Here is a 26096-nt window from a genome sequence, read left to right as displayed (position 1 = left end):
TAGTAACTTCGGAGCCAGGGGTACTACGGGTGTAGTTCCCGGCCGGTCCCGGCCTCAGGGGCGAAGGAGGAGCAGCCATGTCACAGTCCTCGCGCGTGCTGGTCGTCGGAGGCGGGATCGGCGGTCTGACCGCCGCCGTAGCCCTGAGCCGGGCCGGACGGGAGGTGACCGTCCTGGAACGCGCCCCCTCCCTCGCGCCGGTCGGGGCCGCGATCTCGCTCGCGCCCAACGCCCTGAGCGCGCTCGACGTGATCGGCGTAGGCGACGAGGTCAGGGCCCTGGCCGCCTGGCAGGGCGAGGGGGGCATGCGCACCCCGGCCGGCCGGTGGCTCGCCCGGACCGACGTCGCCGCCGTCACCGAACGCTTCGGCGACCCCCTGGTCCTGCTGCCCCGCGCCGCCCTGGTCGACATCCTCACGGCACGGCTCCCCGAGGGCGTGATCCGCACCGCCTGCCCGGCCGCCCTCGCCGATCCGGGCGACGCCGACCGGCCCGCCCGCGTGACCACCCCGGACGGCCACCTCACCGCGGACCTGGTCGTGGCCGCCGACGGCATCCACTCCCGCGTCCGCGCCGCACTCTTCCCCGAACACCCCGGCACCGTGTACTCCGGCTTCACCACCTGGCGGCTCATGATCCCCGTGCCCGGCGCCCGGTTCGCCTCCCACGAGACCTGGGGGCGCGGCCGCCTGTGGGGAACCCACCCCCTCCAGGACGGCCGGGTCTACGCGTACGCCGCGGCCCTCACCCCCGCCGGCGGCCGCGCCGCCGACGACGAGAGGGCCGAGCTGCGCCGGCTGTTCGGCGACTGGCACGAGCCGATCCCGTCCGTCATCGCCGCCGCACGCCCCGAGGACGTGCTGCGCCACGACGTCCACCACATCCGAAGGCCGCTGCCCGCCCACCACCGGGGCCGGGTCGCGCTGGTCGGTGACGCCGCGCACGCCATGCCGCCGTCCCTGGGGCAGGGCGGCAACCAGGCCGTCGAGGACGCCGTCGTGCTGGCCCATCACCTGGACGACCTCCCCGCCTACACGGCGGCCAGGCTGCCCCGGACGTCCGCCCTGGTCCGCAAGGCGGTCGGCGCGGGGCGGCTGTCCATGCTCCGCAACCGCCCCGCGGTGGCCCTGCGCAACACCGTCGTCACCGCGGTGTCCCGCACCGGGCCGGCCTTCTTCCTCCGAGGCTTCGAGGGCATCGCCGACTGGAGGCCGCCCCAGGACGCGGAACTGCGCGGGAGTTCGCGGTCTCCGTCCCGGTGAACCGGGGAGCCGGGCCGGGGAGAGGGGTCGGTCGCGCATTCGACGGACGCGGTCGACGGGCTCAGGTGTTCGGTGCGATGCGGAGCTTCGGTAACAGCGCTGTAAGGGATCGGGAGAGGCGGGGCGATGCGTCGCCCTACGCCAGGGAAGAACCGTTTCTTCCTTGCTGTCGGCGGTATCGATGCATTCGAAAGGTAACTGACGGTCTCACCCGTGTGGGTGAGATTGTGAGTCATATAGGGAAGTAACGCGAATGTCCGTGATTGGTAACAGCGCCTGACTCGGGCCATTTCGGCCCCGCTCGCGGCGGCAGGATGTGGGTCCTCGGCAGTCCCGCCGGGAACGCACACAGCCCCGGCCGACGGGTCGTCGCCCGTCGGCCGGGGCCAGCACGAAGGAGCGATTCTTGTCTCGTAACTTCCGCCGCCTGGCCGCCGGCACCCTCGCCGCGGCTGCCGCTCTCGGTGCCTTCGCGATGCCGGCCTCCGCCGACGACCACCGTGACCGCGACCACCGCGACCGCCGCGGTCCGTCGGTGAGCATCACCGGAGTGCAGGCCAACAGCCCCGGCCGTGACGACCACTCGAACCGCTCGCTCAACGGCGAGATCGTCCGCCTCACCAACACGGGCCGGGACTCCGTCAACCTGCGGGGCTGGACCCTGCGCAACGACGAGCGGGGGACCTTCCGGTTCGGGGACGTCCGGTTGCCCGCCCGCTCCTCCGTGATCGTGCACACCGGGGTCGGCCGCGACGGCCGTGGCCACGTGTACATGGACCGCCGCAACTACATGTGGGACAACCACTCCGACACGGCCGTGCTGAGGGACTTCCGGGGCCGGACCGTCGACATCGAGCGCTGGGGCCGCGGAGGACGCCGCTGACCCGCCGCCGCGCGTGAGGAGCTCCGGCCGTACCCCTCTCTCCCGGGGGTGCGGCCGGCGCTTTCGCATGTCATGGCGGACGTCAGCCGTACCGGACGAGGAGCGCGTGCACATACCGCTCCAGGCGCCGGGTGAGGACGTCCGGCGTCAGGTCCTTTCGCCCCAGTTCCCGCCAGGGGCCGGCGACCTTCCCGGCGTCCGGGGCGAAGGCCAGGGCGTCCAGCACGCGCCAGTACAGATGGCCGGCCGGGTCCTCGTCGAGGATCCCGCCGGCCGCGGTGTAGTCGTCGGCCGACCGCATCCCGGCCTCCACGCCGTGGAGGAGGGCGAGCGCGGTGGAGCAGTGGGCCACGTCCAGGTCGGCGGGACCCCAGGAGGTCTCCACCCAGTCCACGACACCGGAGACCGCCGGCTGGTCCCCGTCGCCCGTGAAGAGGACGTTGCCGGGGTGGTAGTCCCGGTGCAGGAAGCACGGACGGTACGGGGGCGCCGGGCGCCGGATCACCTCCACCGCCCGCCGCCACACCTCCGGCCGCGTGGGGTTCCGCGGGAGCCGCACCGAGTCCGGGTCGGTCCACGCCTGATAGGTGCGCGGCCTGGCCCCCTCCGGGACGCGCAGCGCGTGAATGCGGGCCAACTGCCCGGCCAGGAGCACCGAACGGCGCTCGACGCCCGTCCCGTCCACCCTCGGCCGCCCCGGCAGCAGGGACATCAGCAGCGACGGGTGGTCGCAGTGCTCGGCGGTGGCGTCCACGCCCAGCAGGCGCGCGGCGGGCACGCCGGTGCCGGCGAGGAGCCGGAGGACGTCCGCCTCCCGTGTCAGGAGGCCGAGCGCGTGCTGCGCGAAGAACGGCTTGACGAAGGAGCGGAGCACGAGCGCACACGCACCCCGGTCCCCCTCGACGTCGAGGCGGAGCATCCGTGATGTCCAGCCGCCGCGCAAGGGGCTCACCGCGCGGACACGGTGCCCCGCGGGAAGGTTCCGCTCCACCCACGCGCGGGTCCCGGCCCAGCCCCGGCCGTCGGTGGCGCCCACCGCCGTCACTCCTGCCGAACCGCTGCCGTCGTCCGTCATGCTCCGCACACCAGTGGTCGACCGGGCCCCGCTTTTGACATGTTCACACGCCAGTCGTGGGTAGACATCGCTCGCCACCCCCCACCGGAAGAAAGGGAAGCCATGAGACTTCCTCGGACGTCGGGCGCAGCAGCCTTCGCCCTCTCCCTCGTCCTGGCCCTCGCGCTGTCGCTGACGTCCGCGCCCACCGCCGAGGCCGGGCAGACGGCCGTCCGCGGAGCGGACCCCAGCGTCCTGCGGGTCGGCGGCACCTACATCTCCGTCCAGTCCACCGGCACCGGCATCGCCGTCCGGCAGGCCTCGTCCACCGGAGGGCTCGCCTCGGCCACCGCCCGCCAGGTCTGGTCCGACACCCGCAACCTGGGCGAGGTGTGGGCCCCCGAGATCGTGCGGGACGGCGGCCGCTACTACATCTACTTCACGGCCGGCCGGGGATCCGCCCACCGGATGTACGTGATCAGCTCAGCCGCCCCCGACAGCGGATACACCGCCGAGACGAAACTCGCCCTGCCCGAGGACAAGTGGGCCATCGACGGGACGCTGTTCACCTTCAACGGGCAGCGGTGGTTCGTCTGGTCGGGCTGGGCCGGCGACACCAACGTCGAGCAGAACCTGTACATCGCGCGCATGAGCAGCCCGACCACCCCCACCGGCGGCCGCCACATCATCTCCCAGCCGAGGGAAGGCTGGGAGCGGGTGGTCGGCAACCCCTACATCAACGAGAGCCCCGAGGCGATCAAGGACCCCAACGGGCAACTGCACATCGTGTACTCCGCCAACGGCAGCTGGAGCGACCAGTACTGCCTGGCCGACCTCAGGCTGCGGGCGGGCGGCGACCCCACCCACGTGTGGGACTGGTACAAGTCCAACGGCTGCCTGTTCGGATCCAACCGGTCCACCATGATGTCCGGCTGGGACCCCACCCTCCACGTCAACGGTCCCGGCCACCACACCTTCGTCCTGCTCGACGGGGACATCGCGACCAGCCCTCCCGCCGGGCCCACCTTCCCCCTCATGTTCCACGCCGTGCCGAAGGGCACCCCGTACGCCTGGGAGAACCGCTACTGGTACACCGGCTCGTTCTGCTGGTGGGGCAACACCACCTACCGCCGCGCCAACGTCCCCGGCGCGACCGCCGACACGGGGTGGAGCCTCAAGTTCTTCGAGTGACCGCGCCGGCCCCCGGGACGAGGGCGCGGGCAGGCCGGTCACAGGGCGGGCAGGACAGCCCCCGGCCGGTAGGAGCGGACCACCACCCCGTCGCCGTGCGCCTCACGGAGCACCAGGTGGGCGCAGCCGGCGCCCTCGACCCGGGCGACCGGATCATCCGCGTCCGCGTCCCGGGTGACCCGCAGCGCCGTGTTCTCGTCCAGCGCGACCCCCCGCGCCGTCAGGCCGCGCCGGACGGCGGACACCAGCCGCGGCAGCGTGCCCCACTGGGCGGCGTGCACGTCGACGGTGAAGGGGACCAGCCCCAGTCCGGGCCGCACGTCGACCTCCTCCAGGTCCTCCGCGCAGTCCTCCGGACACACCGGCACCCCGTCGTCGAGCCAGCCGCCCACCACCGCGTCCCGCGCCGCCACGGCGGCCCCGGCGGAGAACCCCGCGTACGGCACCGCGCGCTCGACCAGCAGCTCCCGCAACTCCCTGCCGCAGCCGGCCAGCGCCTCCTGGTAGGCGGGGGTCAGCCCACCGCCCACGAACAACGCGTCCAAGCCGTCCAGCAGCCCCGCGTCGGCACGGCCCCCGACCGGCACCAGCAGCGGCACCGGCACGCAGTCCCCGCTCCGCGTCAGCACGTCGGCGAACCGGGCGAACTGGGCCTCCCCGTCGCCGTCGCCCTCGTCGACCAGCAGGCAGCCGACCCGCGCCCCCTCACCGGCGTCCCGCAGGAACGGCCCGTACAGCACCGGCGCGACGGCCTCGTCCCGGCCACCGCCGATCAGATGGATCCGCGTCCCCGCCCGACCGCTCTTCATCCCACACTCCGCCTTCCTCACACCCCGCCGCGATCGACGGGAAGGCGCAACAGTAAGGGGCGGCCGCGCACGCGGTCGAAGCATTTCCCGTCGGGCCGAGCGTGACGCCCCGGCAGGTGCGAACGGTGGGCGTGACAGGCGGGTGCGCATCTTCGGCAGCGCGGCCGGAGGGCGTCGGTGGTGCGCCCTGCAGCGGTCAGAGGTGCCTGTCGACAAGCGCGGTGATCTGGGCCTTCGACAGCGCACCGACCTTCGTCTGCGACACGACACCGCCCTTGAAGAGGATCAGGGTGGGGATGCCTCGGACGCCGAACCTCGCCGGTGTCACCGGGTTCTCGTCCACGTTGATCTTCGCGACCCGGATCCTGTCGCGATAATCCGCGGCCACCTCGTCGAGGAGGGGCGCGATCGTCCTGCACGGCCCGCACCACGGCGCCCAGAAGTCCAGCAGAACGGGTCGGTCCGAACTGATCACGTCAGGCTCGAACGACGCGTCGGTCACATGCACGATCTGCTCAGACATCGGATCTCCTCGTCGTGGCTGTCCACCGGATGCCCAACGCCCACGCACCCCTTCCCGTGGCGGGCCTCCGGCCGATGCCACCGAAAGGACCAACTACCGGTGGGTGTGGCCGTGGAGGCGGCCGTCGTCGATCTGCCGAAGTTGCTCGTCGGTGTCCCGCCCGTGCAGCAGCGGTTCGCGGCGGTCCCAGGTGGTGCCGTCGCGCCGGTCCTTGCGGCGTCGCGCGATGGCGGACAGGGCTTCGAGGACGACACGGTTGCCGAGCAGGGCGGTGACGTCGGCGTGGTCGTGGGGCGGTGAGACCTCGACCAGGTCCAGGCCGACGACGGGCAGTTCGTAGCAGAGCCGCCGGACCGCGTCGAGGAGCTGCCGGGGGGAGAGCCCGCCGGGCTCGGGGGTGCCTGTGCCGGGAGCCGAGCCGGGGTCGACGACATCGACGTCGACCGAGAGGAAGACTCCCTCGCAGTCGTCGACAGCGATGCCGGCGGCCTCGGCGAGGCATTCGTCGAGGCCGCGCTCGACGATCTCGGTCATCTCGAAGGAGCGGAGTCCGTGCTGCGCCATCCACTGCAGGATCGGCGGGTCCGGCCAGTAGCCGCGCAGCCCGATCTGCAGGAAGCGGTCGCCGCGCAGGGCGCCGGATTCGATGAGGCGGCGCATGGGGGTGCCGTGCGACACCAGAGAGCCGAACTGGGTGTCGGCGGTGTCGGCGTGGGCATCGAAATGGATCATGGAAACCTTGCCGAAGCCGAGGTGCCGGGCGACGCCGGTGTGGTCCGGCCAGGCGATGGTGTGGTCGCCGCCCAGGACGATGGGGACGGCACCTGAAGAGGCGATCCTGAAGACGGCCGCCTCGATGTGCTCGACCGACTCCGCCATGTCACCGCTGTAGAGGACCACGTCACCGGCGTCGTAGACCTTCAGGTCCTTCAGGGCGTCGACACGCAGTGCCAGGCTCGGCCGTGATCCGTCCTGAGGGAGGTAGCACGCCTGACGGAGGGCTGACGGGCCGAACCGTGCGCCGGAGCGGTAGGAGGTCCCGCCGTCGAGAGGGGCTCCGAGGACCACGACGTCCGCGTCGGCGTAGGAGTCCCGGTCGTCGAGGTCGCAGGCCGGAACGCCGAGAAAGGTGATCGGGGGTCCGAACATGGTGACGGGTGGATTCTGCATGGCCTTCCGCCTGCCTCTCGGAACGCGCGGGTGGGACGGGGTCCTGCGCGTGACGGTTTCCGCCCGGGGCGGAGCGCGTTCCGGCGAGCCGACGGCCCCTGTGCGCCCACCACGGAGCTGCATGCCGGGCTGGAGGAGAACAGGGGTCTCACCGCCCTCAGCTTTCATGACACAGCTGATCGGACCGGCCCGCAACGCCACGCGCGCACAAGCCGTCCCCCTGCTGCCGGATCACAGCGATCAGGGGGTGCTCTTCGGCCTCGTCACGGAGTGTCATGCCGATGAGGACGGCGAGGACGGCGAGGACGACCGGGCCGAGCTCTATCCGGACAGGTCGGGTTTCTCGAGTCCGTGGAACGGCGAGTACGACACCTGAGCGCTGCCGGCCGCGGGAGCGGCCGTGAGCGGATCCATCTCCGGGCGGCAGGACGAGATCCTCTGCGTCGGCGCCAGGAGCGGAACGGACAGCCGGCACACGCTCCCCGGCCAGGTCGACACGCTCTAGGCGCCGCGGAGAGCGCGTGCGATGTCGGTGTCGGTGCGGCCCCGCGTTTCCGGGACCGCGCGGGCGACGAAGACCAGGCCGAGCAGGCAGAGCGCGCCGAAGAGCCAGAACGTCTGGCCCTCGCCGATGCCGTGGACCAGATTCAGGAAGAACTGGTTGACCAGGAAGTTGCAGATCCAGTTCACCGCCATGCACAGGCTCGCGCCCCGCGCGCGCATCCCGGGCGGGAACAGCTCGGAGACCAGCAGCAGGATCACCGGGCCGGCGCCGATCGCGAAGAAGGCGACGTAGCCGAGCAGGCAGAGCAGCGCGATCACGCTCTGCCCGGAGAGGTCCCAGACGAAGCAGGCGCCCAACGGGATCAGCGTGGCGAGCATGCCGCCGACGGAGAGCAGGAGCAGGGGTCGCCGGCCCCACCGGTCGATCAGGCGGGCGGCGACGAAGGTCATGACCAGGTTGAGCGCGCCGATGAAGACCGAGTAGAGGATCGAGTTCGACGCCGACAGGCCGGTGGTCCGGATGACGGTCGGGGCGAAGTACAGCACCGCGTTGATCCCGCACAGCTGCTGCAGGGCGCACAGCACGACACCGATGGCCAGGGCCGGACGGACGGCGGGGGTGAAGAGGTCGGACAGGGCGGCGGCGGGCTCGTCGCCGCCGGCGGTCCGGCTCCGCTCGCCGGCCTTCGGCTTCCGCCGCCAGGCGGGGGACTCCCGCAGCGCGGGGGACAGGAGCAGGAAGACCGCGACCCCCACCGCCCCCGCGCCGAACATCCACCGCCAGTCGCCCGAGCCGGAGAGGACCAGGGCGACGACGTAGGACAGGAACAGCCCCAGGGTGAGGCCCAGCTGGTTGAGCAGGCCCATGCGGCCGCGGTTGCCGGCGTCCGCGATCTCCGACAGGTAGACGGGGACGAGGGCGGAGGCGATGCCCGCCGCGAGGCCCTGGACGATGCGCCCGGCCAGGAACAGGCCGAAGCCGGGGGCGAGCGCGCAGGCGAGCAGACCGGCGCCGAAGAGCAGACCGCCGAGCAGGAGCATGCGGCGGCGGCCGATCCGGTCACTGATCCGTCCGGCGGTGAGGGCGCTGAGGACGGCGCCGAGCAGGAAGGAGGAGACGGCGAAGCCCTGCTGACCCGTCGAGAGGTCGAAGCGCGGCGTGTAGTAGAGCTGGGCGCCGGCCACGACACCGCTGCTGTAGCCGTAGAGCACGCAGGTCAGCGCGGCGGTCAGCCCCGCCAGGAGCCATGCCCGGCGGGGGACGGCCGCCCGTTCGCGGCCGGTGTCCGGTCGGCCGCCTGCTGTTCCGTCCGCGGGGAAGTCGTCAGCGCTCACCCTGTGAGGGGTGCCACCGCGCCGGGAGACGCACACGGAAAGCGTCCGTTCGGCCTACGGACGCGGCGGCGGTCGTGCCGTCCGCCCGACCGCCCGGGCGACGGCGAGCGAGCCGAGGGAGGCCGGGTGGATCGAGGCGGCGGCAGCGAAGCGACCGGGCCCCGTTCCACGCGTGCGGCGTGGGACGGGGCCCGGTCAGGGGGAGGGGAGTGCGGGCGGCCGTCAGCCCACCGTGCAGGCCGTGCCGTTCAGGGTGTACGCCGTCGGCTTGGCGAAGGACCCGGAGTAGGTGCCCTGGAAGCCGAACGACTGGCTGGCGCCCGGCGCGATCTGCGCGTTGGACGAGGTGTTGGTCGCCGTCACGGCGCCGGACCTCGGCGAGACCGTGGCGTTCCAGGCGTTGGTGACGGACTGCCCGGACGGCAGGGTGAAGCCCACCCGCCAGCCGTTGACCGCCGTCGAGCCGGTGTTGGTCACGGTGATGTTGGAGGTGAAGCCGCCGGGCCAGGAGGTGGCCGTGTTGGTCACCTTGCAGGAGCCGGACGGGTTGGTCGGCGGGGGAGTGGTGGGCGGCGGGGTGGAGCCGCCGTCACCGGAGTTGACCGTGGAGGAGAAGGAGTTCACGGCCAGACCCGCGCCGTTCTGCCATGGTTCGAAACCGGCCTGGATGCTGGTGATGTACCACGACCGCTGGGCGAGACCCTTGGAGATCGCCTGGTTCACGAAGTCCATGACGTCGAAGCTCATGCTGCTCAGCGCGGACGGGGCGACGAAGGAGATCACGTCGTTGCCGCCGTTGTTCCCGGTCCAGACCTCCCAGGTGCGGCCGGCGACCGTGGCGGTCCCGGTCTGCGAGCCGATCGGCTGGATCGGGCCGACCCGGTTGAGCCAGATCATGATCTCGGTCGCGCTGACGCCGTCCTTCTTCGGGGACGGGTCCAGCCAGATGTCGAAGGAGGCGTTGTACACCGCGTTGCTGACGTAGGAGTACGAGATGCTGCTCGGCGCGGTGGAGATCGTGCTGATCTGCTTCGGCAGGTTGGTGCCCGGTGAACAGTTCGTGTAATGACAGCCGTTGTAGACCGACGGGTACGACTTGGGGGCGCCGTTCGTGGGGACGGAGCCGTTGGCGGTCGTCAGCTGGAAGCCGGTGTCGGTGACGTTGATGCACTGCTGCTCGCTGGTCCCCCAGCGGTTGTTCTGCACGACATAGCGGCCCTGGATCGTGGTGGAGCCGTACTGGTCGCATATCAGGGTGTCGGCCTGGGCCGACGTCGTCGCCAGGCCGACCGAGGTCAGCGAGGCGATTGTCAGGACTAACGCGGCCAGTGCGGGATGCAGGGCGCGAAGCCTGGACAACAGGGCGGACATGCGGGTCCCTTCATCGAAACGTGCTGGTGGGGGATGGGACAGGGCGTTTCGGAGCCGGTCGCGCATCACTCCTTGAGTGGGGGTGCGGCGGCCCGTGCGAGGGCCGTGTGGGGGGTGGTGCACCAGTGGGAGCGCTCCCATGGTGTGGCCGGCGCCGTGAGTGGTCAAGGTGTGGGGAGGTTCGAAAAGATTCGAAGACACGTGGCGGTGACCGGCGGGCAAAATGGTTGTCACACATCTGTACGTCTACAGGAGTTGACCGCTAACGTCCTCCGTACCAGTGGGAGCGATTCCGTTTTCAGTCGACACGTCCGCCTGTACGTGTCCGGCCTGCCAGGAGTCGCTCCATGCGAACGTCCCGTGTTCCCGCCCGACGGCGTGACGCGGCGTGCTCCCGGATGCCGGGCGGAGTCGAACCGCACGGACAAGGAGACCCGCACACGATGCGCCGTACCAGAACAGCCTTACTCTCCGCCTTCGCGATGGTCGCGGGGGCCGCGGGAGTGGCGTCCGCCATGCAGCCCTCGACCGTGGGCGCAGCCGCCGCGGCCTGTACCGTGAAGTACCAGGTGCAGTCCTCGTGGAGCGGCGGATTCACCGCCAACGTGACCCTCACCAACAACTCGTCGGCCAAGTCCTCCTGGAAGCTCGGCTGGAACTGGGCCGGCAACCAGAAGGTCAGCCAGGGGTGGAACGCCAAGGTCACCCAGAGCGGCACCGCCGTCACCGCGGCCAACGAGTCGTACAACGGCCAGCTGAACACCGGGGCGTCCGTGAGCTTCGGCTTCAACGCCTCCTACAGCGGCACCAACGCGGCGCCCGGCGCCTTCACCCTCGACGGCGTGGCCTGCGACGTCGACGGCGGAGGCACCCCGCCGACCACTCCGCCGCCCACCACCCCGCCGCCCACGTCGCCGCCGCCCACCACCAACCCGCCGGGCACCAAGGTGGACAACCCGTACACGGGCGCGAAGGTGTACGTGAACCCGGACTGGGCAGCCAAGGCCGCCGCCGAGCCCGGTGGCTCCAGGATCGCGAACCAGCCGACCGGTGTCTGGCTGGACCGGATCGCCGCCATCAACGGCGCCAACGGCGCGATGGGCGCCCGCGCGCACCTGGACAAGGCCCTGGAGCAGAAGGGCTCCGGCGAACTGGTGATCCAGTTCGTGATCTACAACCTGCCCGGCCGTGACTGCGCCGCGCTGGCCTCCAACGGCGAACTCGGCGCGACGGAGATCGACAAGTACAAGACGCAGTACATCGACCCGATCGCCGCGATCTTCAAGGACCCGAAGTACGCGTCCCTGCGGATCGTCACGACGATCGAGGTGGACTCGCTGCCCAACCTCATCACCAACGTCTCGGGCCGTGACACCGCGGTGCCCGCCTGCGACACGATGAAGAGCAACGGGAACTACGTCAAGGGCATCGGCTACGCGCTGGACGTCTTCGGCGACATCCCCAACGTCTACAACTACATCGACGCCGGTCACCACGGCTGGCTGGGCTGGGACACCAACCTCGGCCCGACGGCCGACCTGTTCAAGACCACGGCCACCAGCAATGGCGCCCAGCTGTCCGACGTGCACGGCTTCATCGTGAACACGGCGAACTACAGCGCCCTGAAGGAGCCGTACTTCAAGGTCACCGACTCGGTGAACGGCACGACCGTGCGCCAGTCCAAGTGGGTGGACTGGAACCAGTACGTGGACGAGCTGTCCTTCGCCCAGGGCTTCCGGGACAAGCTGATCCAGTCCGGCTTCCCCAGCAACATCGGCTTCCTGATCGACACCTCCCGCAACGGCTGGGGCGGCTCCGCGCGTCCCACCGCGGCCGGTCCGACGACCGGTGTCGACGCCTACGTCAACGGCGGCCGCGTCGACCGGCGCATCCACCTGGGCAACTGGTGCAACCAGTCCGGGGCCGGTCTCGGTGAGCGGCCGAAGGCCAACCCCGAGCCGGGCATCGACGCCTACGTCTGGATGAAGCCGCCGGGTGAGTCCGACGGCGCCAGCCAGGTGATCGACAACGACGAGGGCAAGGGCTTCGACCGCATGTGCGACCCGACCTACACGGGCAACGCGCGCAACGGCAACAGCATGTCGGGGGCGCTGCCCAACGCGCCCCTGTCGGGCAAGTGGTTCTCGGCGCAGTTCCAGCAGCTGATGGCCAACGCCTACCCGCCGCTGTCCTGACACCGGCGACGCACCAGGGCCGCCCGTCCCGCCTCGCGGCGGGGCGGGCGGCCCCCTGCGTGCCGCCGGCCCACCGGGTCGGGCGGCCGCGACAGCCGCACCCGGTCGGAGCGGGCGGCCTAACGGATCTCGAGCGGCTCGGCCGACGTCACGGTGTCCGCGGACATGGCGGGGTCCTTCCGGAGGAGCGGCCGGTCACGGCCGGTGCCCGTCGGCCGTCAGCTGTCCGGCCACCGTGCTCAGCGTCGGCCCCAACGGCAGTGCCACCCGGGTGAGGGCGTACCGGTCGCCCCGGGTCGGGTCCCGGTTGACGATCACCACCGGCTTCCCGGCGTCGGCCGCCTGCCGCACGAACCGCAGACCGGACATCACCGTCAACGACGACCCCAGCACCAGCAGCGAGGTCGCCTCGTGCACCAGGCGGCGGCAGTGCTCGACCCGCCGCGGCGGAACGTTCTCCCCGAAGAACACCACGTCCGGTTTGAGGACGCCCCCGCAGACGGTGCAGGGCACCACCTGGAAGTCACCGACCTGCTCGTCGCTGAGGTCGGCGTCGCCGTCCGGGTTCAGGCCGGACGCCACCGGCGCGAATCCCACGTTCGCCGCCTCCAGCCGCTCGGCCAGCTCGGCGCGCGGGCTGATCGTCCCGCACGTGAGGCACACGACGCGGGCCAGGCTGCCGTGCAGCTCCACGACGTCCTCGCTGCCCGCCGCCTGGTGCAGCCCGTCGACGTTCTGGGTGATCACGCCGGTGAGGCGGCCCTGCGCCTCGAACTCCGCCACGGCGCGGTGCCCCGCGTTGGGGTGCGCGCGGCCGAACGTACGCCAGCCGAGATGGCTCCGCGCCCAGTACCGCCGCCGGGCACCGGCGTCGGCGACGAAGTCCTGGTAGGTCATCGGCGTGTGCCGGCTGAGGCTCCCGCCCTCGCCCCGGTAGTCGGGGATGCCCGACTCCGTCGAGATGCCCGCCCCGCTGAGCACCAGCACCCCGCCGGCGCGCAGCGCGTCGGCCACCGGCCCCGGATCCGTCGTGCCCGGCGGCAGATCCTCCGGCGGGGTCCAGCTCAAGGTGGGACGCATGCGCATGCCGCCAGCGTACGGAAGCCCCCGGCCCGCCCCCACCCCACCCCGCCCGCGGCGCGGCGTGGCGCGGCCTCAGTCTTCGGCCAGGGCCAACAGGAACCGTGTCCGCGCGTCGTCCCGCCCCGCGCAGAGCCCGGGGACGGCCTCGAACGCGGCGAGGGCCCGGCACCGCGGCTCCCACCACCGCCACCGCGCTCACCGGCCGGAGGCCCCGTGGACGCCGGCGTCGCTACCGGTGGGGGCATCGGCGTCGGTACCGGTGGAGGCGCCGGTGGGGGCGGCCGCCCGCAGCTGACGGCGCACGTCGAGGAGGTGGTGCCGCAGCTCGTGCAGGGTGTGCACGGCGACCCAGCTCAGCGGGCGTTCCGCGCGCCGGGGGTAGGTGTACACCAGCGTCCGCTCCCAGTCGGCGGGGGAGAGGAGGTCCAGCACGTTGCCGAACAGCTGTGCCGCCGTCCTGACCTGGTGCGCCACGTCGGAGGGCCGCTGCCGCGCGTAGCCGTCGTGCTCGACCCGCTCGTCGCGTCCCATCGGTTCGGCGAACGGCGTGTCGGCACGCCGCGCGGCGAGCACCCGCTCCCGCTGGACCAGCAGCACGTCGCGGACGTGGCACGCGTACTCCAGCGGCGACCACACCGCGGGGGCGGAGCGCGTCCGCAGGGTCGCAGGGTCGCCCGCCATCAGGTCCGCGAACTCCTCCGCGTGGGCCTCGGCGAGCGAGGGCACCGCGGAGGCCATCTCCAGGTCGTAGACGAAGCCGCACTCGTCGCATGCCGATGGGGCGCCCACTGCCGCACCTCCTGGTCGTCGGCCCGCCTCGGCGTGGAGGCCGCGGAAGCGCGGGCCTCGGCGCGGGCACGGGATCAGCCTAGGAGCAGACCGTGACCCGGTCACCCGACTTCCGTGAACTCCCGGTGCCGCCCGGGACCGTCACCACATCGCGAGCCGCGCCGCGTACCGCTCGTGCGCCGTCCGGCTGAGCCGGGTGTCCGGGTGCTCCGGACCGAGCACCCAGGCACGGTCGACCACCAGCGCGGCCAGCAGCCGCATCGCCTCCTCCAGGTCCCCGAGGTCACCGAGGGCCGTGGCGTGCAGGTGCCGGCTGACGAGGGTGTCGGGGTGGTCGGTGCCGAGCACCCGGGTGCGGTCCTCGACCACTCCCGCGTGCAGCTCCGCCGCTGCGAGGTGCCGCCCGGTCCGGCCCAGCCACCGCGCGTGCTCGCTGCGGCTGACGAGGGTGTGCGGATGGTCCGCCCCGAGCACCCTGGTGCGGTCCTGCACGACGAAGGCGAACAGCAGGGCGGCGTAGTCGTCCTCACGGTTCCTGCCCACCGCGTATGCGTGGTTGTGCCGGCTCACCAGCGTGCCCGGGTGGTCGGCTCCCAGCACCCGCGTGCGGTCCGCGACCACGGCCTCGTACAGACGCACCGCCTCCCCGGTCCGCCACGTGTCGCTCAGGAAGGAGGCGTGGAGGTGGCGGCTCTCCAGGGTGTCCGGATGATCGGGCCCCAGCACGCGGGCACGGTCCTCGGCCACCGCGGCGCTCAGTTCCGCGCCCGACCACGGGCTGCCCGCATCGCCGACGCAGCCGGCGTGCTCGCCGCGGGTGAGCAGGGTGTGCGGATGGTCCGGGCCCAGGACCCGCGCACGGTCCTGCGCGACGAAGGCGAACAGCAGGGCCGCGTGGTCCTGGTCACCGGTCCGGGCCACCTGGAAGGCGTGCTCGTGGCGGCTCAGCAGCGTCTCCGGGTCGTCCGGTCCCAGTACCCGGGTCCGGTCCTCCACCACCGCGGCGAGCAGCCGCGCGGCCTCCTCCCGGTCCCCGGCCAGGCCGACGGCCAGCGCGTGGGCATGCCGGCTCAGCAGCGTGTGGGGGTGGTCCGGGCCCAGGAGCCGGGCGCGGTCGGCGGCGAGGGCCGCGTGGAGACGCCGGGCTTCCTCCGCGTCGCCGGACTCACCGGCGCAGTAGGCGTGCAGGTGCCGGCTGAGGAGTGTGTCGGGGTGGTCGGGGCCCAGGACCCGGGCGCGGTCGGCGGCGAGGGCGGCGTGCAGGGCGGCCGCCTCGCGGGTGCCTCCGGCGTCGTCCAGGAAGTCCGCGTGGTTGTGGCGGCTCAGCAGCGTGTCCGGGTGGTCGGGCCCCAGGACCCGGGTGCCGTCCCGCACGAGCGGAAGGTACAGCCGCGCCGCTCGCGCCGGGTCCCCGGCCGCGGCGACGAAGTAGGCGTGGGCGTGCCGAAGGCCCAGCGTGTCCGGGTGGTCGGCTCCGAGCGTCCGGGTCCGGTCCTCGATCAGGGAGTCGTACAGGCGCACGGCCTCCGCCGGGTCTCCCGCCTCCCCGACGCTGGACGCGTGGTTCTGCCGGCTGATCAGGGTCTCCGGGTGGCCGGGCCCGAGCACCCGTGTCCGCCCGGCCACCACCGCGGCGTTGACCGCCACCGCCTCCGCCGCCCGGCCGGTCAGCTCCAGGAAGTACCCGTGCTCGCCTCGGCTGAACAGGGTGTCCGGGTGGTCGGGCCCGAGGATCCGGGAGCGGTCGGCGGCCAGCGCGGCGTGGAGGCGCAGGGCCTCCTCGGCCGCCCCGGTCGCGCCGGTGCAGTAGGCGTGCAGGTGCCGGCTGAGGAGTGTGTCGGGGTGGTCGGGGCCGAGCACCCGGGCGCGGTCGGCGGCGACGGCCGCGTGCAGGCCGGCCGCCTCGCGGGTGCCTCCGGCGTCGTCCAGGAGGTCCGCGTGGCAGTGCCGGGCGAGGAGGGTGTCCGGGTGGTCGGGACCGAGGATGCGGCGGCTGTCGTCGACGACCGCCGCGATCAGTTCGACGGCCCGCGCGGGGTCGCCCTCCGCCGCCACGGCCCGCGCCCGCTCCCGGCGCGCGGCGAGGCCGCTCGCCCGCCGGTCCTCCCGCATCACCACCGTGCCCCCCGTCCACGGGCCGGACCCCCGCCCGTGGGATCCCGCGGCCTTCGCCGGGTCCCCGCCCCCTCGTACGATCAGATCCTACGACCGGTCGTGCGGGGGTGTGACCAGGGCTTCCGTGACGTCACCAGCGGCGGAAGCCGCCCTCGGCCCGGCCAGGGCCGCCTTCGCGGCGGCGTACGCGACCTCGCCGGCTCGTGCTGGGCGGCGAACGCCTTGGTCAGCAGCACCGACCGCGCGTCGGGGGCCCGGTGACCGTCCAGCTGCTCGGCCGTGATGTCCGCGAGGGAGCCGTCCCCGCCCGAGCGGGCGTGGTCGCAGACCTGGACGTCCGGAGGGCCCGCGGCCTCCACGGCCCGGTCGGCCAGCTCCTCGGGCGCGCCCGGCTCGGCCAGGTCACCGGGCAGGTCGTGCAGCTCCGCGCCCGGGATCGGAGGGTCCCGCACGGAGGCCAGGATCCGGTCGAGGTCGTCCGCGCCCCACGGAGGGCCGCTGTCGTGAGGGCGGTGGTGGTGGAGCCCCAGGCTCGCCCCCACCGAGGCCAGGCGCCGCGCCACCGCCGCGCCGGTCCCGCCCGTCCGGCCGGCACCGGTGATCAGGCCGTCCGCCCCTCCAGCGGCAGGGTGGTCGTCATTCCGGGCCGGCTCCTCGCAGGAAGAGGTCGACGACGTCCTGGGCCAGACGGTCGACGGCGGACGGGGCGCATCCTTCCTCGGGAGGCTGAACCGTGCCGGCGAGCTCCAGGAAGGCCGTGGCGAGGAACGCCGGATCGGCCTCCCGGAGCTCGCCCGTGGCCACCGCCCGCGCCATGAGGTCGGTGACGGGCTGGATGAGGCCGCGCACGTAGGCGTGCGAGACCTCGGCGCCCTGGTCGTCGTCGAGGTGGCGGATCGCGTAGTAGATCTGGTTGCTGAGCTGGGAGTTGTAGGTGCCCTCGGCGTACGAGGCGGCGAGCGCGAGGAGCTTGTCGCGCAGGGTGCCGGGCGTGGCCAGCGCGCTGTGCAGCAGGGCGGACGCTTCCTTGGTGTAGTGGTCGGCCACCTCCATGAACAGGGCCGGCTTTCCACCGGGGAAGTGGTGGTAGAGGCTGGCCTTCCTAATGTCGACGGCCTTGGCGATGTCGTCCAGGGAGACGCCGAGGTAGCCGTAGTCGGCGAGCCGACGGGCGAACTCGTCGCGGGCACGGGCGCGGGTGTCGGTCTGGCGGGGCATGGTGGTCAGACTCCTGTCCGGGTACGGCGGGTCAGTGCGAGGCGGGCCGCGGCGGCGCCCACCCCCAGGATGACGAAGGCGACGATGGCGCCCGGCAGCAGGTCCTGCTCGTGCCAGGGCGAGGTGAGCAGACCGCGCATGGCTTCCAGCGGCGGAGTGAGCGGGTTCAGGTCGGCCGCGTAGGCCATCCAGCCCCCGAGCCGGTCACGCGGGACGAAGGTGGCGGTGAAGAAGGAGAGCGGGAAGAAGACCAGGGTCACGGAGCCGACCGCCGAGCTGCTGCCGGTGCGGAGGCCGACCGCGGCCGCCAGCAGCAGGAACCCGGTGCCCAGCAGCACGGTGGCGCCGACGAGGGCCAGGAGGGCCGGCGCGCCGGAGACGGGGTCCAGGCCGAGCAGCAGTCCGAGACCGGTGAGCGCGACCGCCTGGGCGGTCAGCACGACCACCCCCGCCAGGACCGGGGCGGTGACGAGGGTCCAGCGGCCGACCGGGGTGAGCCAGAGCCGCGCGTGGTAGCCCGAGCCGATGTCGCTGACCAGCAACTGTCCTGCGGCCGCGCCGCCGGTGAAGGCGGTGGTGAGCAGGCACAGCGGCAGGACCACGTCGACGTAACGGCCACCGGGGGCCGTCGCGGCGGCCACCGAGGACAGCTGCCCCTCGTAGATGACCATGAAGAACGCGCTGGTGAGGAGAGGTGACAGGAGCAGGGCGGGCGTCCGGAGACAGGATCTGAGCGAGCGGGCGGTCAAGGGTCCCAGGGCCGCCCACGACTTCGGCGAGGGGGCCGGGCCCGCGGGGGCGGTGGTGGTGGCGGCGGTCGTGCTCATGCGGCGAGGGAACCTTCCGGGGAGAGGGCCAGGCGGAGGAAGACGTCCTCCAGGCTGGGTTCGTCGACGGTCAGGGACGCGGCGTGCAGGCCGGCGGAGGCCAGGGCGAGCAGCGTCTCGCCGTCCGCTCCGGGGCGCGCGAGCCGGATGCCCACCGAGTGCGGGGCGGCCTCGACCGTGTGGAGCCGCTCGCCCCTGGCGGCCAGCAGCTCCCGGGCGCGGCCGGCCGCCAGGGCGTCGCCGAAGCGCAGGGTCAGGACGCGTTCGCCGACCTGCTCCTTGAGGACGTGCGGGGCGGCGGAGGCGACGAGGCGTCCGGCGCGGAGGATGCCGACGCGGTCGCAGAGCTGGTCGGCCTCCTCCAGGTACTGCGTGGTCAGCAGGACGGTGACTCCGTGGTCGGCGGACAGGGCGCGGATCTCGTCCCACAGGCCCCGGCGGCTCGCCGGGTCCAGCCCCGTGGTGGGTTCGTCCAGGAAGAGGACGTCGGGGCGCTGGACCAGCGCGACGGCGAGGTCCACCCGGCGGCGCTGGCCCCCGCTGAGCCTGCCGACCGGGGTGTCCGCGAAGTCCCGGGCGTCGAAGGCGGTGAGCAGTTCGGCGCACCGCGCCCGTGCCCGGCGAGCGGTGAGCGACTGGAGGCGCCCCTGCAGGAGCAGCAGTTCCCGCGCGGACATCAGCGGGTCGAGAGCCGTTCCCTGGAGGACGACCCCGGTGCGGCGGCGGACGGCTCCTGGGTCGCGGGTGATGTCGGCCCCGGCGACCCGGGCGGTGCCGCGGGAAGGGCGGAGCATGGTGGTGAGCATCCGGACGGTGGTGCTCTTGCCCGAGCCGTTGGGGCCGAGCAGTCCGTAGACCTCTCCCGGGTTCACCTCCAGGTCGAGCCGGTCCACCGCCGTGTGCTCGGCGAAGTCCCGGCCGAGCCCGACGGCACGGATGGAGGGGGTGGTGGCGTTGTCCATGCCGTGAAACCTACCTATCGATAGGTAGGTTTGCAAGGCGACGCTCGACCGGCCCCGCCCGCGACGGCCCCGCTCAGCTGTAGTAGGCGATCTTGTCGTCGAGGACGTCCATCGCCCGGTGCAGTGCCGCCACCCGCTGCTCCAGCGCGGTACGGCGCTCGCGGAGGAAGGCCACGCGGTCCTCCGACGAGCGCTCCGAGCGCAGCAGGGCGACGAACTCCCGCAGGTCCGCGATGCCGAGGCCCGCCTCGCGGAAGCAGGTGACCAGGCCGATCCAGAAGACGTCGTCCTCCGTGTACTCCCGGCGGCCGCCGGACGAGCGCCGGACGGGGCCGATGAGGCCCTCACGCTCGTAGTAGCGCAACGTGTCGATGGACACGCCGGTGCGGTCGGCGGCCGCGGCGGGGGTGAACGTGGTCATCGGGCTCCTCGCGGCTGCCTAGCGCGCCTCGGCGAAACGCGCGAGGTGCTCGTCGTCGAGGCGTACCTGCCGCACGGCGAGCGCCTCCTCGATCTGCTCCACCCGGCTCGCACCGACGATCGGATCGATCCCCTGCCGGATCAGCCAGGCCAGGACCACCTGGTTCCTCGTGGCCGAGAGCTCGCCGGCGATCTCCTCCAGGACCGCGAGCACGCGGGTCGTCCCCGGGTGATCGTAGACCGGCGGAAGGGGTTTGTCCGGGCGTACGTACGATCCCCAGAGCAGGGAGCTGTACGACCAGACGGCGAGCCCCTCGGTCCGGGCGAGGTCGAGGTCCTCCGCGGTGAGCATGCGGTGGCCGGCCTCCGCGAGCGGGGTGAGCGGCCGTGGCTGCGCGAGCGAGTGCCTGAGCTGCAGGGCGCTCCACGGTTCCACGCCCTGCTCCCGCGCGAGGCCGCGGGCGCGTTCCACCCGCCAGGCGGCGTGGTTCGCCGCCCCGATGCGCAGGGCGAGGCCCTTCGCCACCAGTTCGCCGAAGGCGCCGACCGTTTCCTCGAGCGGCACGGAGCGGTCCTCGGCGTGGGCCCAGAGGAGATCCACGTGGTCGGCGCCGAGCCGCTCCAGGCTCCCGGTCAGGCCCTCCCGCACGGCACGGGGGGAAAGCCCTTCGGCGCTCTCGGGCCAGACGTGCGGGACGAGCGGGTTCTGCCGGACCTTGGTCGCGATCCGCACGCTGTCGCGGATCCCGGGACGGGCCCTGAGCCACTCGCCGATCACCCGCTCGCTGGCGCCCCCGACACCGCTCGGGTCGTTCCAGAAGGTGTAGCAGTTGGCGGTGTCCAGCCAGACACCGCCGCCGGCGACGAACGCGTCGAGGATCGCGAAGGAGTCGTCACGGGAGACCCGGGTGCCGAAGTCCATCGTGCCCAGGACGATCTGAGAGGTCGTGTGATGCATGACGACCATGCTGGGAGCTGGAGCGCGCTCCAGGTCAAGCTGTGACGTTCCGCGTGGGGACCCGGCTCCTCCGGCGCGGGTCCCCGGCCGCGGGTCCGGAGCGCTCAGTAACTGTCGTGGTCGGGCTCTCCGTTCACCCGGTAGACGCCGACGACGGTGCCGCCCTTCGTCGTGGAGACGTTGACCGGTTCCAGCCGGGTGGGGACCGTCCCGTCGGCGAACAGCCGCTTGCCGGTGCCGACGATCACCGGGTGGATGGTCAGCCGGTACTCGTCGACGAGGCCGTGCCGCATCAGGGTCCGGGCGAGGTCCCCGCTGCCGACGACACTGATCGGGCCGCCCTCGGACGCCTTCAGCTCGCGGACGGCGTCGACGACGTCGCCCTCCAGCAGCGTGGAGTTCCGCCACTCGACCGAGGTCAGGGTCCGGGAGGCGACGTACTTGCGCATGCCGTTCATGAGGTCGGTGAAGGGGTCGGCGGGATCGGCCTTCGGCCAGTACGAGACGAAGATCTCGTACGTCTTGCGGCCGAGCAGCATCGCGTCGAAGTCCGCGTACCAGCCGGCGACGGCCGCGCCGACCTCCTCGTCGTCCACCGGCTTCTGCCAGCCCCCTTGCTCGAAGCCGCTCTCCGGGTCCTCGTCCGGGCCGCCGGGCGCCTGCATCACGCCGTCCAGCGTCAGGAATGTGCACACGATGATCTCGCGCATGACGCGCTCCCTTCGTCGAAGGGTGGACCGCCCGGCCGGCCGGAACTCATCGCCCGGCGGACGGGCGCCCGCGTTCGAGGAAGTACAGGCGGGCCCGCTTGTGGTCCAGGGCGACCTCGGCGCCCTCCGTGAACCCCGCCAGGCGCAGCCGCCTGCGGGACCGGTCGTTGCGGACGTCGGGTTCGGCCACCACCCGCAGGTGCGCGGGATCGGACCAGACGAAGTCGAGGACGGCTCCGAACAGGGCGCCGCCGTGGCCGCTGCGGGGCGCGGTGACGGGAGGCGCGAAGAGGAAGTGGATCCCGAAGTCGCCGGGTCGCACCTCGTAGTGCTCCCCCAGCGGGTCGTGCTCGGGGTCGTAGGTCTGCAGCAGTCCCGCGGGACGGCCGTCGTGCTCGATCAGGTAGGCGTGGTGGGTCTCCAGGGAGTCCACGAAGGCGTAGATGTCACGCACCCGCTCCACCGTGTGTCCGACCATGCCCCAGAACCGGGCGCGCTCGTCGTCCACCCAGCGGTGGACGACCACGGCGTCACGCTCCGGGTCAAGGACCCGGAAGGCGACCGTGCCGAAGCCGGCCACCCGGCAGACGTGCGCGTGGACGGGCCCGGGGGGTGCGGCGGACTCCTGGGACGTCGGGGCCGGGGCGGGTTCCGTCATGCCGGTGTCTCCTCGGTGAGCAGGTGCCAGTCGGTGATCACGGGGACCAGCTCGCCGCGCAGCCACAGCGGGAGCTGGTCGTGGGCATGGGGGTCGTCGGGGAGGCCCGAGGCGCCCAGGGGAACGATCCAGGCGCTGTCCTGCCTGCGCGCCAGGTCCCACACGAAGCGCGCGGCGGAGGCGCGGGCGCTCAGATCGGTCAGTCCCGGCACGCTCGAGGAGGACATCACGCAGTCGTGGTCACCCTCCACAGCGGGCGGCTCGGGGGAGGAGGCGTCGGCGGGCAGCGCCTGCCAGGCGGCCAGACGGTGGGTCTCGCCCCAGCTCGCGGGTGCGCCGTCGCGGGCCACCTCTTCCAGCGCCGCACGCGAGTGGGCCGGAACGTCCACCGTCGCGGGCAGCGCCCCCGGCACCGTCAGGTTCTCCAGTGCGTGTCCGATCCGGCCGAGGAGGGACAGCCAGGGCAGGAAGATCTCGGGATCGTCCGGGCGGGGCGCCAGGGCCGCCAGCGCCGGGTCACCGGCCAGCCGACGTGCGAGGGCGCCACGCCACGCGGCGAACACCGCGGCCCCCCGCGAGCCGGCGTCCATGCGGTGGTCCCAGCCGTCCAGTTCGCGCCGCAGCGACGCGGCCCGGGGCGACAGCCCCTCCAACGGTTCCACCAGCCGCGCCAGGAGCACCGCCGCGCTCCGCGAGTAGGTGTCGGTGTGCACGACCGGCATGTCCGCGGGCGACCAGCGCGGCCGGGAATCCAGGAGCTCGGCGATCCGGCGCGCTCGATGCGCGGCGGCGAACTCCGCGCCCAGCGGCGCGGCCAGACCGCGGGCGTTGGCCATCACGGCCCGGCCGTCGGAGACGTCGGCGCGCGGCATCGCCTCCCACCCGCCCGACCAGGCCGCGCCCCGGTCCCACGCGTCGACGGGACCCCGCCGGTTGGCGTCGGCGCGGACCGGGACGGCTCCGGCGACCCGGTGCAGCAGCCCGCCCGAGGTGTCCGCGGCCATCACCACGTTGACCGGCTCCACCCACGCGTCGCACGCCGCGTCGACGTCGGCGACGGTCGTGGCCCGCAGCAGGGCGGGCAGTGCCTCGAAGCCGAGCGCGCCCAGCACCCTCGCCGGCAGGCGCAGGGCGAGGGCCGCCCCCCGGTCACGCGGGTGCGTCGCGGCGTGCCCGGTGCCGCCGGCCCGCGTGGGGGCCTGCGGGACCTCCGCGACCTCCTCCGACGCGTCGGGTATCGCCCCCTGGAGCACGACGGGTCCCCGGGCGGTCTCCACCGTCTCGACCTCCACCGGATCGCCGTCCGCGACGAGGAAGGTCTCGGTGCGGACGTCGGCGGGCTCCCAGCCGTCCGGCCCCCACGCCTCCACCGCGGCTGTCCCGTCCGGCCGCCGGACCCGGCGCAGCCGTTCCCGGTAGAGGTCCTGGTAGTCCGCCATGGCGTTGGTGATGGCCCACGCGACATGCCCCGTGTGACCGAAGTGGGCGATGCCGGGCACGCCCGGTACCGCGAGGCCCACCACGTCGAACCGCGGGCACGCCAGCCGGATCTGCTGGTAGACCCCCGGCGCCTCGATGAAGCGGTGCGGGTCGCCGGCGAGGAGCGCCGCACCTGTGGTGGTGCGCTCCGGGGCGAGGAGCCAGCCGTTGCTGCCCGCGGTGCCCGGCCCGTCGGTGGCGAAGGACGCCACCGCGTCGGGCCCGAGAGCCGAAGCGACACGATCGCGCCAGAGTTTCGCCGGGAAACCGGCGAAGAGCAGGTGGTGGGAGAGCCACACGGCCAGCGGCGCCCACGGCTCCCAGCGGCCCGGACGCAGACCGGTGCGGGCGAACTCGGGCGCCCGGCGGGCCGCTTCCGGCAGCGCGCCGTTCACTCCCTCGACGTAGGCGCGGACCCAGGCGGCGGTGTCCTCGTCGAGCGCCTCGTAGCACCGCCGGGCGGTGTCGGCGAGCCGGGCGCGACGGGCGAGGACGTCCCATGACAGGTGCTCCGGGCCGAGGAAGGCGGCCGAGCGGCCCAGCGCCCTGTGCCGCTCGACCTCGATCTGCCAGCCGCGGTCGCGTGCGGTCACCGCACCCTGGGCGTGCGCGAGGGCAGCCGCGTCGGGGGCCCAGACGTGAGGGATGCCGTACGGGTCGCGGTGGATGCGATGGCGGGCTGTGGGCAAGCCGGGCTCCTCGGGCTGGGTGTGCTCACGAGACGTCAAAGCCTCACGCCTCTTCGAAAGTTGCCGATAACCGCGATCTTCGGCCGATTGCGGAACGGACCATTGACATTCGGTTAGGTGAGCCTAACCTTAGCCATGAGGTCGCGGTGGCGACAACCGTCCGGGCGGTCGCGGGAGGCGGTGTCGACAGGTGAGGCAAGTAATGGTTAGGTGAGGCTAACCTAACTAGGCCCTGTTGTTCCCCACCAGAAGGCTGACATGACCATTGACGGCAAGACTGTCCCCACGCAGCGCCCCGTCTCACCGCCCGGCGCCGAAGCCCGGCGGCACCTCTTCGGCGCGCCCACGGCGGACGCCTACCGCGAGGCACTGATCCTGGGCGTGGACGCGGCGGCGTCCAGCGTGACGGGAGCCAAGGGACCGTTCACCGGCATCAGCCCGGACGCGCTCGGTCCCGAGGTCGAGCAGGTCGACCTGGACCGGCCGCTCGGCGACTCCGCGGCGGCGCTCGCCGAGCTGGAGCGGCTCTACCTCCGCGACGCCGTCTACTTCCACCATCCGCGCTACCTCGCCCACCTCAACTGCCCCGTCGTGATCCCGGCCCTGCTCGGCGAAGCGGTCCTCAGCGCGGTCAACTCCTCCATGGACACCTGGGACCAGAGCGCCGGTGCCACCCTGATCGAGCGCCGCCTCATCGACTGGACGGCGGGGCGGATCGGCTTCGGACTGGACGCGGACGGCATCTTCACCAGCGGTGGCACCCAGTCCAACCTGCACGCGCTCGTGCTGGCCCGCGAGGAGGCCTTCGCCCGCGCCGGGGCCCGCACGTCCGAGGCCCGTCAGGCCCTGCTGCCGCGGATGCGGGTGCTCGCCTCCGAGGCGGCCCACTTCAGCGTCAGCAAGTCCGCCAAGATGCTCGGCCTGCCCATGGAGGCCGTGGTGCAGGTGGCCACCACGGCCGACCGGCGGATGGACGGGGCGTCGCTGCGCCGGGAGTGCGACCGCCTGCGCGCCGAGGGGCTGACCGTGATGGCCGTGGTCGCCACCGCCGGCACCACCGACTTCGGCAGCATCGATCCCCTCGCGGAAGCGGCGGACGTCTGCGAGGCGGCCTCCGCCTGGCTCCACGTGGACGCCGCCTACGGCTGCGGCCTGCTGGTCTCGCCGACCCGCCGGCACCTGCTCGACGGCATCGCACGCGCCGACTCGGTGACCGTGGACTTCCACAAGTCCTTCTTCCAGCCCGTGAGTTCCAGCGCCGTGGTGGTCCGCGACCGCCGGATGATGTCGCACGCGACCTACTACGCCGACTACCTGAACCCCGCCCGGATGGCCGAGCGCAGGATCCCCAACCAGGTCGACAAGTCCCTGCAGACCACGCGCCGTTTCGACGCGCTGAAGCTGTGGATGACCCTGCGCGTCATGGGCGCGGACGGGGTGGGAGCCCTCTTCGACGAGGTGGTGGACCTGGCGGGCGCCGTGCACGACATGCTCGCCGACGACCCCCGGTTCGAGGTGGTCGGCCGCTCCCAGCTCTCCACCGTCGTCTTCCGCTACCTCCCCGCCGCGCAGGACGCGCATCTCGCCGACGAGGCCAACCTGTACGCCCGCGAGGCGCTCGCCGCCTCCGGCGAGGGCATGGTCGCCGGCACCAAGGTGGACGGGCGGCACTTCCTGAAGTGCACCTTCCTCAACCCCAGCACCACTTCGGACGACGTCGCCCACGTCCTCGACCTCCTCGCGGCGCACGCCGCCGAGTTCGTCGGGGCCGCTCCCCGCGCCACGGCCGCCGACGACGTCGCCTGACGGCACCCCGCTCCGCCCGTTCCCCGGCCCGGCCGCGGCCCGGCGGACGCGAGCCGCACGCCACCACCGCCCCCACCATCAGTGC

The 26096-nt window shown here is 73.0% G+C and carries 23 protein-coding genes; 6 read left to right on the top strand and 17 right to left on the bottom strand.

Annotated features, from left to right (window positions below; genetic code table 11):
- Window positions 1–77 precede the first annotated feature (77 nt).
- Complete coding sequence (locus ABZ836_RS09800; RefSeq protein ID WP_361141034.1) at window positions 78–1262, top strand: FAD-dependent oxidoreductase; 1185 nt, start codon at window positions 78–80, stop codon at window positions 1260–1262.
- Between the two features lie 406 nt (window positions 1263–1668).
- The gene (locus ABZ836_RS09795; protein WP_356132786.1) at window positions 1669–2145 is read left to right on the top strand and encodes a lamin tail domain-containing protein; all 477 of its coding nucleotides are present in this window, start codon (window positions 1669–1671) and stop codon (window positions 2143–2145) included.
- A gap of 82 nt (window positions 2146–2227) precedes the next feature.
- Here ABZ836_RS09795 and ABZ836_RS09790 read toward each other — a convergent pair whose 3' ends face one another.
- Entirely contained in the window at window positions 2228–3220 is a 993-nt protein-coding gene (locus ABZ836_RS09790) for a phosphotransferase (RefSeq protein ID WP_361141032.1), read from the bottom strand.
- A gap of 102 nt (window positions 3221–3322) precedes the next feature.
- Here ABZ836_RS09790 and ABZ836_RS09785 point away from each other — a divergent pair, with 102 nt between their 5' ends.
- Entirely contained in the window at window positions 3323–4390 is a 1068-nt protein-coding gene (locus tag ABZ836_RS09785) for a glycoside hydrolase family 43 protein (RefSeq protein ID WP_356132782.1), read from the top strand.
- Window positions 4391–4428: 38 nt separating this feature from the next.
- Here ABZ836_RS09785 and ABZ836_RS09780 read toward each other — a convergent pair whose 3' ends face one another.
- From ABZ836_RS09780 to speB, 3 genes are all read right to left on the bottom strand, one after another.
- Window positions 4429–5199 (bottom strand): Type 1 glutamine amidotransferase-like domain-containing protein, encoded by a 771-nt coding sequence (locus tag ABZ836_RS09780; RefSeq protein WP_361141030.1) that lies wholly within the window; start codon window positions 5197–5199, stop codon window positions 4429–4431.
- Between the two features lie 196 nt (window positions 5200–5395).
- The gene (gene trxA / locus ABZ836_RS09775; protein WP_361141028.1) at window positions 5396–5722 is read right to left on the bottom strand and encodes a thioredoxin TrxA; all 327 of its coding nucleotides are present in this window, start codon (window positions 5720–5722) and stop codon (window positions 5396–5398) included.
- A 93-nt stretch (window positions 5723–5815) separates the two neighbouring features.
- Window positions 5816–6892 (bottom strand): agmatinase, encoded by a 1077-nt coding sequence (gene speB / locus ABZ836_RS09770; protein ID WP_361141026.1) that lies wholly within the window; start codon window positions 6890–6892, stop codon window positions 5816–5818.
- 166 nt (window positions 6893–7058) lie between these two features.
- On the opposite strand from speB, the gene ABZ836_RS09765 reads away from it, so the two are divergent.
- On the top strand, window positions 7059–7268 hold the full coding sequence (locus ABZ836_RS09765) for a hypothetical protein (protein WP_361141203.1): 210 nt from the start codon (window positions 7059–7061) through the stop codon (window positions 7266–7268).
- 125 nt (window positions 7269–7393) lie between these two features.
- Here ABZ836_RS09765 and ABZ836_RS09760 read toward each other — a convergent pair whose 3' ends face one another.
- Window positions 7394–8731: a sugar porter family MFS transporter gene (locus tag ABZ836_RS09760; RefSeq protein WP_361141024.1), complete on the bottom strand. Its 1338-nt coding sequence runs from the start codon at window positions 8729–8731 to the stop codon at window positions 7394–7396.
- 222 nt (window positions 8732–8953) lie between these two features.
- A complete protein-coding gene (locus tag ABZ836_RS09755; RefSeq protein WP_356132776.1) occupies window positions 8954–10102 on the bottom strand; it encodes a cellulose binding domain-containing protein in 1149 nt (382 codons plus the stop codon).
- Between the two features lie 443 nt (window positions 10103–10545).
- On the opposite strand from ABZ836_RS09755, the gene ABZ836_RS09750 reads away from it, so the two are divergent.
- A complete protein-coding gene (locus ABZ836_RS09750) occupies window positions 10546–12297 on the top strand; it encodes a glycoside hydrolase family 6 protein (protein WP_356132775.1) in 1752 nt (583 codons plus the stop codon).
- Between the two features lie 195 nt (window positions 12298–12492).
- Here ABZ836_RS09750 and ABZ836_RS09745 read toward each other — a convergent pair whose 3' ends face one another.
- The 11 genes from ABZ836_RS09745 to ABZ836_RS09695 all read right to left on the bottom strand — a co-directional run bounded on the left by ABZ836_RS09745 (window position 12493) and on the right by ABZ836_RS09695 (window position 24205).
- On the bottom strand, window positions 12493–13383 hold the full coding sequence (locus tag ABZ836_RS09745; RefSeq protein WP_356132774.1) for an NAD-dependent protein deacetylase: 891 nt from the start codon (window positions 13381–13383) through the stop codon (window positions 12493–12495).
- Between the two features lie 192 nt (window positions 13384–13575).
- Window positions 13576–14169: a DinB family protein gene (locus ABZ836_RS09740; protein ID WP_356132772.1), complete on the bottom strand. Its 594-nt coding sequence runs from the start codon at window positions 14167–14169 to the stop codon at window positions 13576–13578.
- Window positions 14170–14310: 141 nt separating this feature from the next.
- On the bottom strand, window positions 14311–16281 hold the full coding sequence (locus tag ABZ836_RS09735) for a tetratricopeptide repeat-containing protein (RefSeq protein ID WP_361141021.1): 1971 nt from the start codon (window positions 16279–16281) through the stop codon (window positions 14311–14313).
- A 639-nt stretch (window positions 16282–16920) separates the two neighbouring features.
- Window positions 16921–17502 carry a TetR/AcrR family transcriptional regulator gene (locus tag ABZ836_RS09730; protein WP_361141019.1) on the bottom strand — a complete coding sequence of 194 codons (582 nt, stop codon included), beginning with the start codon at window positions 17500–17502 and terminating at the stop codon, window positions 16921–16923.
- 5 nt (window positions 17503–17507) lie between these two features.
- Window positions 17508–18329 carry an ABC transporter permease gene (locus tag ABZ836_RS09725; protein ID WP_361141017.1) on the bottom strand — a complete coding sequence of 274 codons (822 nt, stop codon included), beginning with the start codon at window positions 18327–18329 and terminating at the stop codon, window positions 17508–17510.
- Entirely contained in the window at window positions 18326–19291 is a 966-nt protein-coding gene (locus ABZ836_RS09720; RefSeq protein WP_361141015.1) for an ATP-binding cassette domain-containing protein, read from the bottom strand. Before ABZ836_RS09720 ends, ABZ836_RS09725 begins: the two co-directional genes overlap by 4 nt.
- 73 nt (window positions 19292–19364) lie before the next feature.
- Window positions 19365–19712 carry a MerR family transcriptional regulator gene (locus ABZ836_RS09715; RefSeq protein WP_361141013.1) on the bottom strand — a complete coding sequence of 116 codons (348 nt, stop codon included), beginning with the start codon at window positions 19710–19712 and terminating at the stop codon, window positions 19365–19367.
- Window positions 19713–19730: 18 nt separating this feature from the next.
- Window positions 19731–20669 carry an aldo/keto reductase gene (locus tag ABZ836_RS09710; RefSeq protein WP_356132760.1) on the bottom strand — a complete coding sequence of 313 codons (939 nt, stop codon included), beginning with the start codon at window positions 20667–20669 and terminating at the stop codon, window positions 19731–19733.
- 104 nt (window positions 20670–20773) lie between these two features.
- The gene (locus ABZ836_RS09705) at window positions 20774–21379 is read right to left on the bottom strand and encodes a dihydrofolate reductase family protein (RefSeq protein WP_361141011.1); all 606 of its coding nucleotides are present in this window, start codon (window positions 21377–21379) and stop codon (window positions 20774–20776) included.
- Window positions 21380–21425: 46 nt separating this feature from the next.
- Window positions 21426–22037 (bottom strand): GNAT family N-acetyltransferase, encoded by a 612-nt coding sequence (locus ABZ836_RS09700; protein ID WP_356132757.1) that lies wholly within the window; start codon window positions 22035–22037, stop codon window positions 21426–21428.
- Window positions 22034–24205: a penicillin acylase family protein gene (locus ABZ836_RS09695; protein ID WP_361141009.1), complete on the bottom strand. Its 2172-nt coding sequence runs from the start codon at window positions 24203–24205 to the stop codon at window positions 22034–22036. Before ABZ836_RS09695 ends, ABZ836_RS09700 begins: the two co-directional genes overlap by 4 nt.
- Window positions 24206–24463: 258 nt before the next feature.
- On the opposite strand from ABZ836_RS09695, the gene ABZ836_RS09690 reads away from it, so the two are divergent.
- Window positions 24464–26011, top strand: coding sequence for an aspartate aminotransferase family protein (locus tag ABZ836_RS09690; RefSeq protein WP_356132753.1), 1548 nt, complete (start codon window positions 24464–24466; stop codon window positions 26009–26011).
- Window positions 26012–26096 lie beyond the last annotated feature (85 nt).

Origin of the sequence: Streptomyces sp. NPDC047130 (assembly GCF_040643475.1) — a bacterium.
In the GTDB taxonomy this organism is placed as follows: Bacteria; Actinomycetota; Actinomycetes; order Streptomycetales; family Streptomycetaceae; genus Streptomyces.
This window is presented reverse-complemented; position numbering and strand designations above follow the sequence as displayed.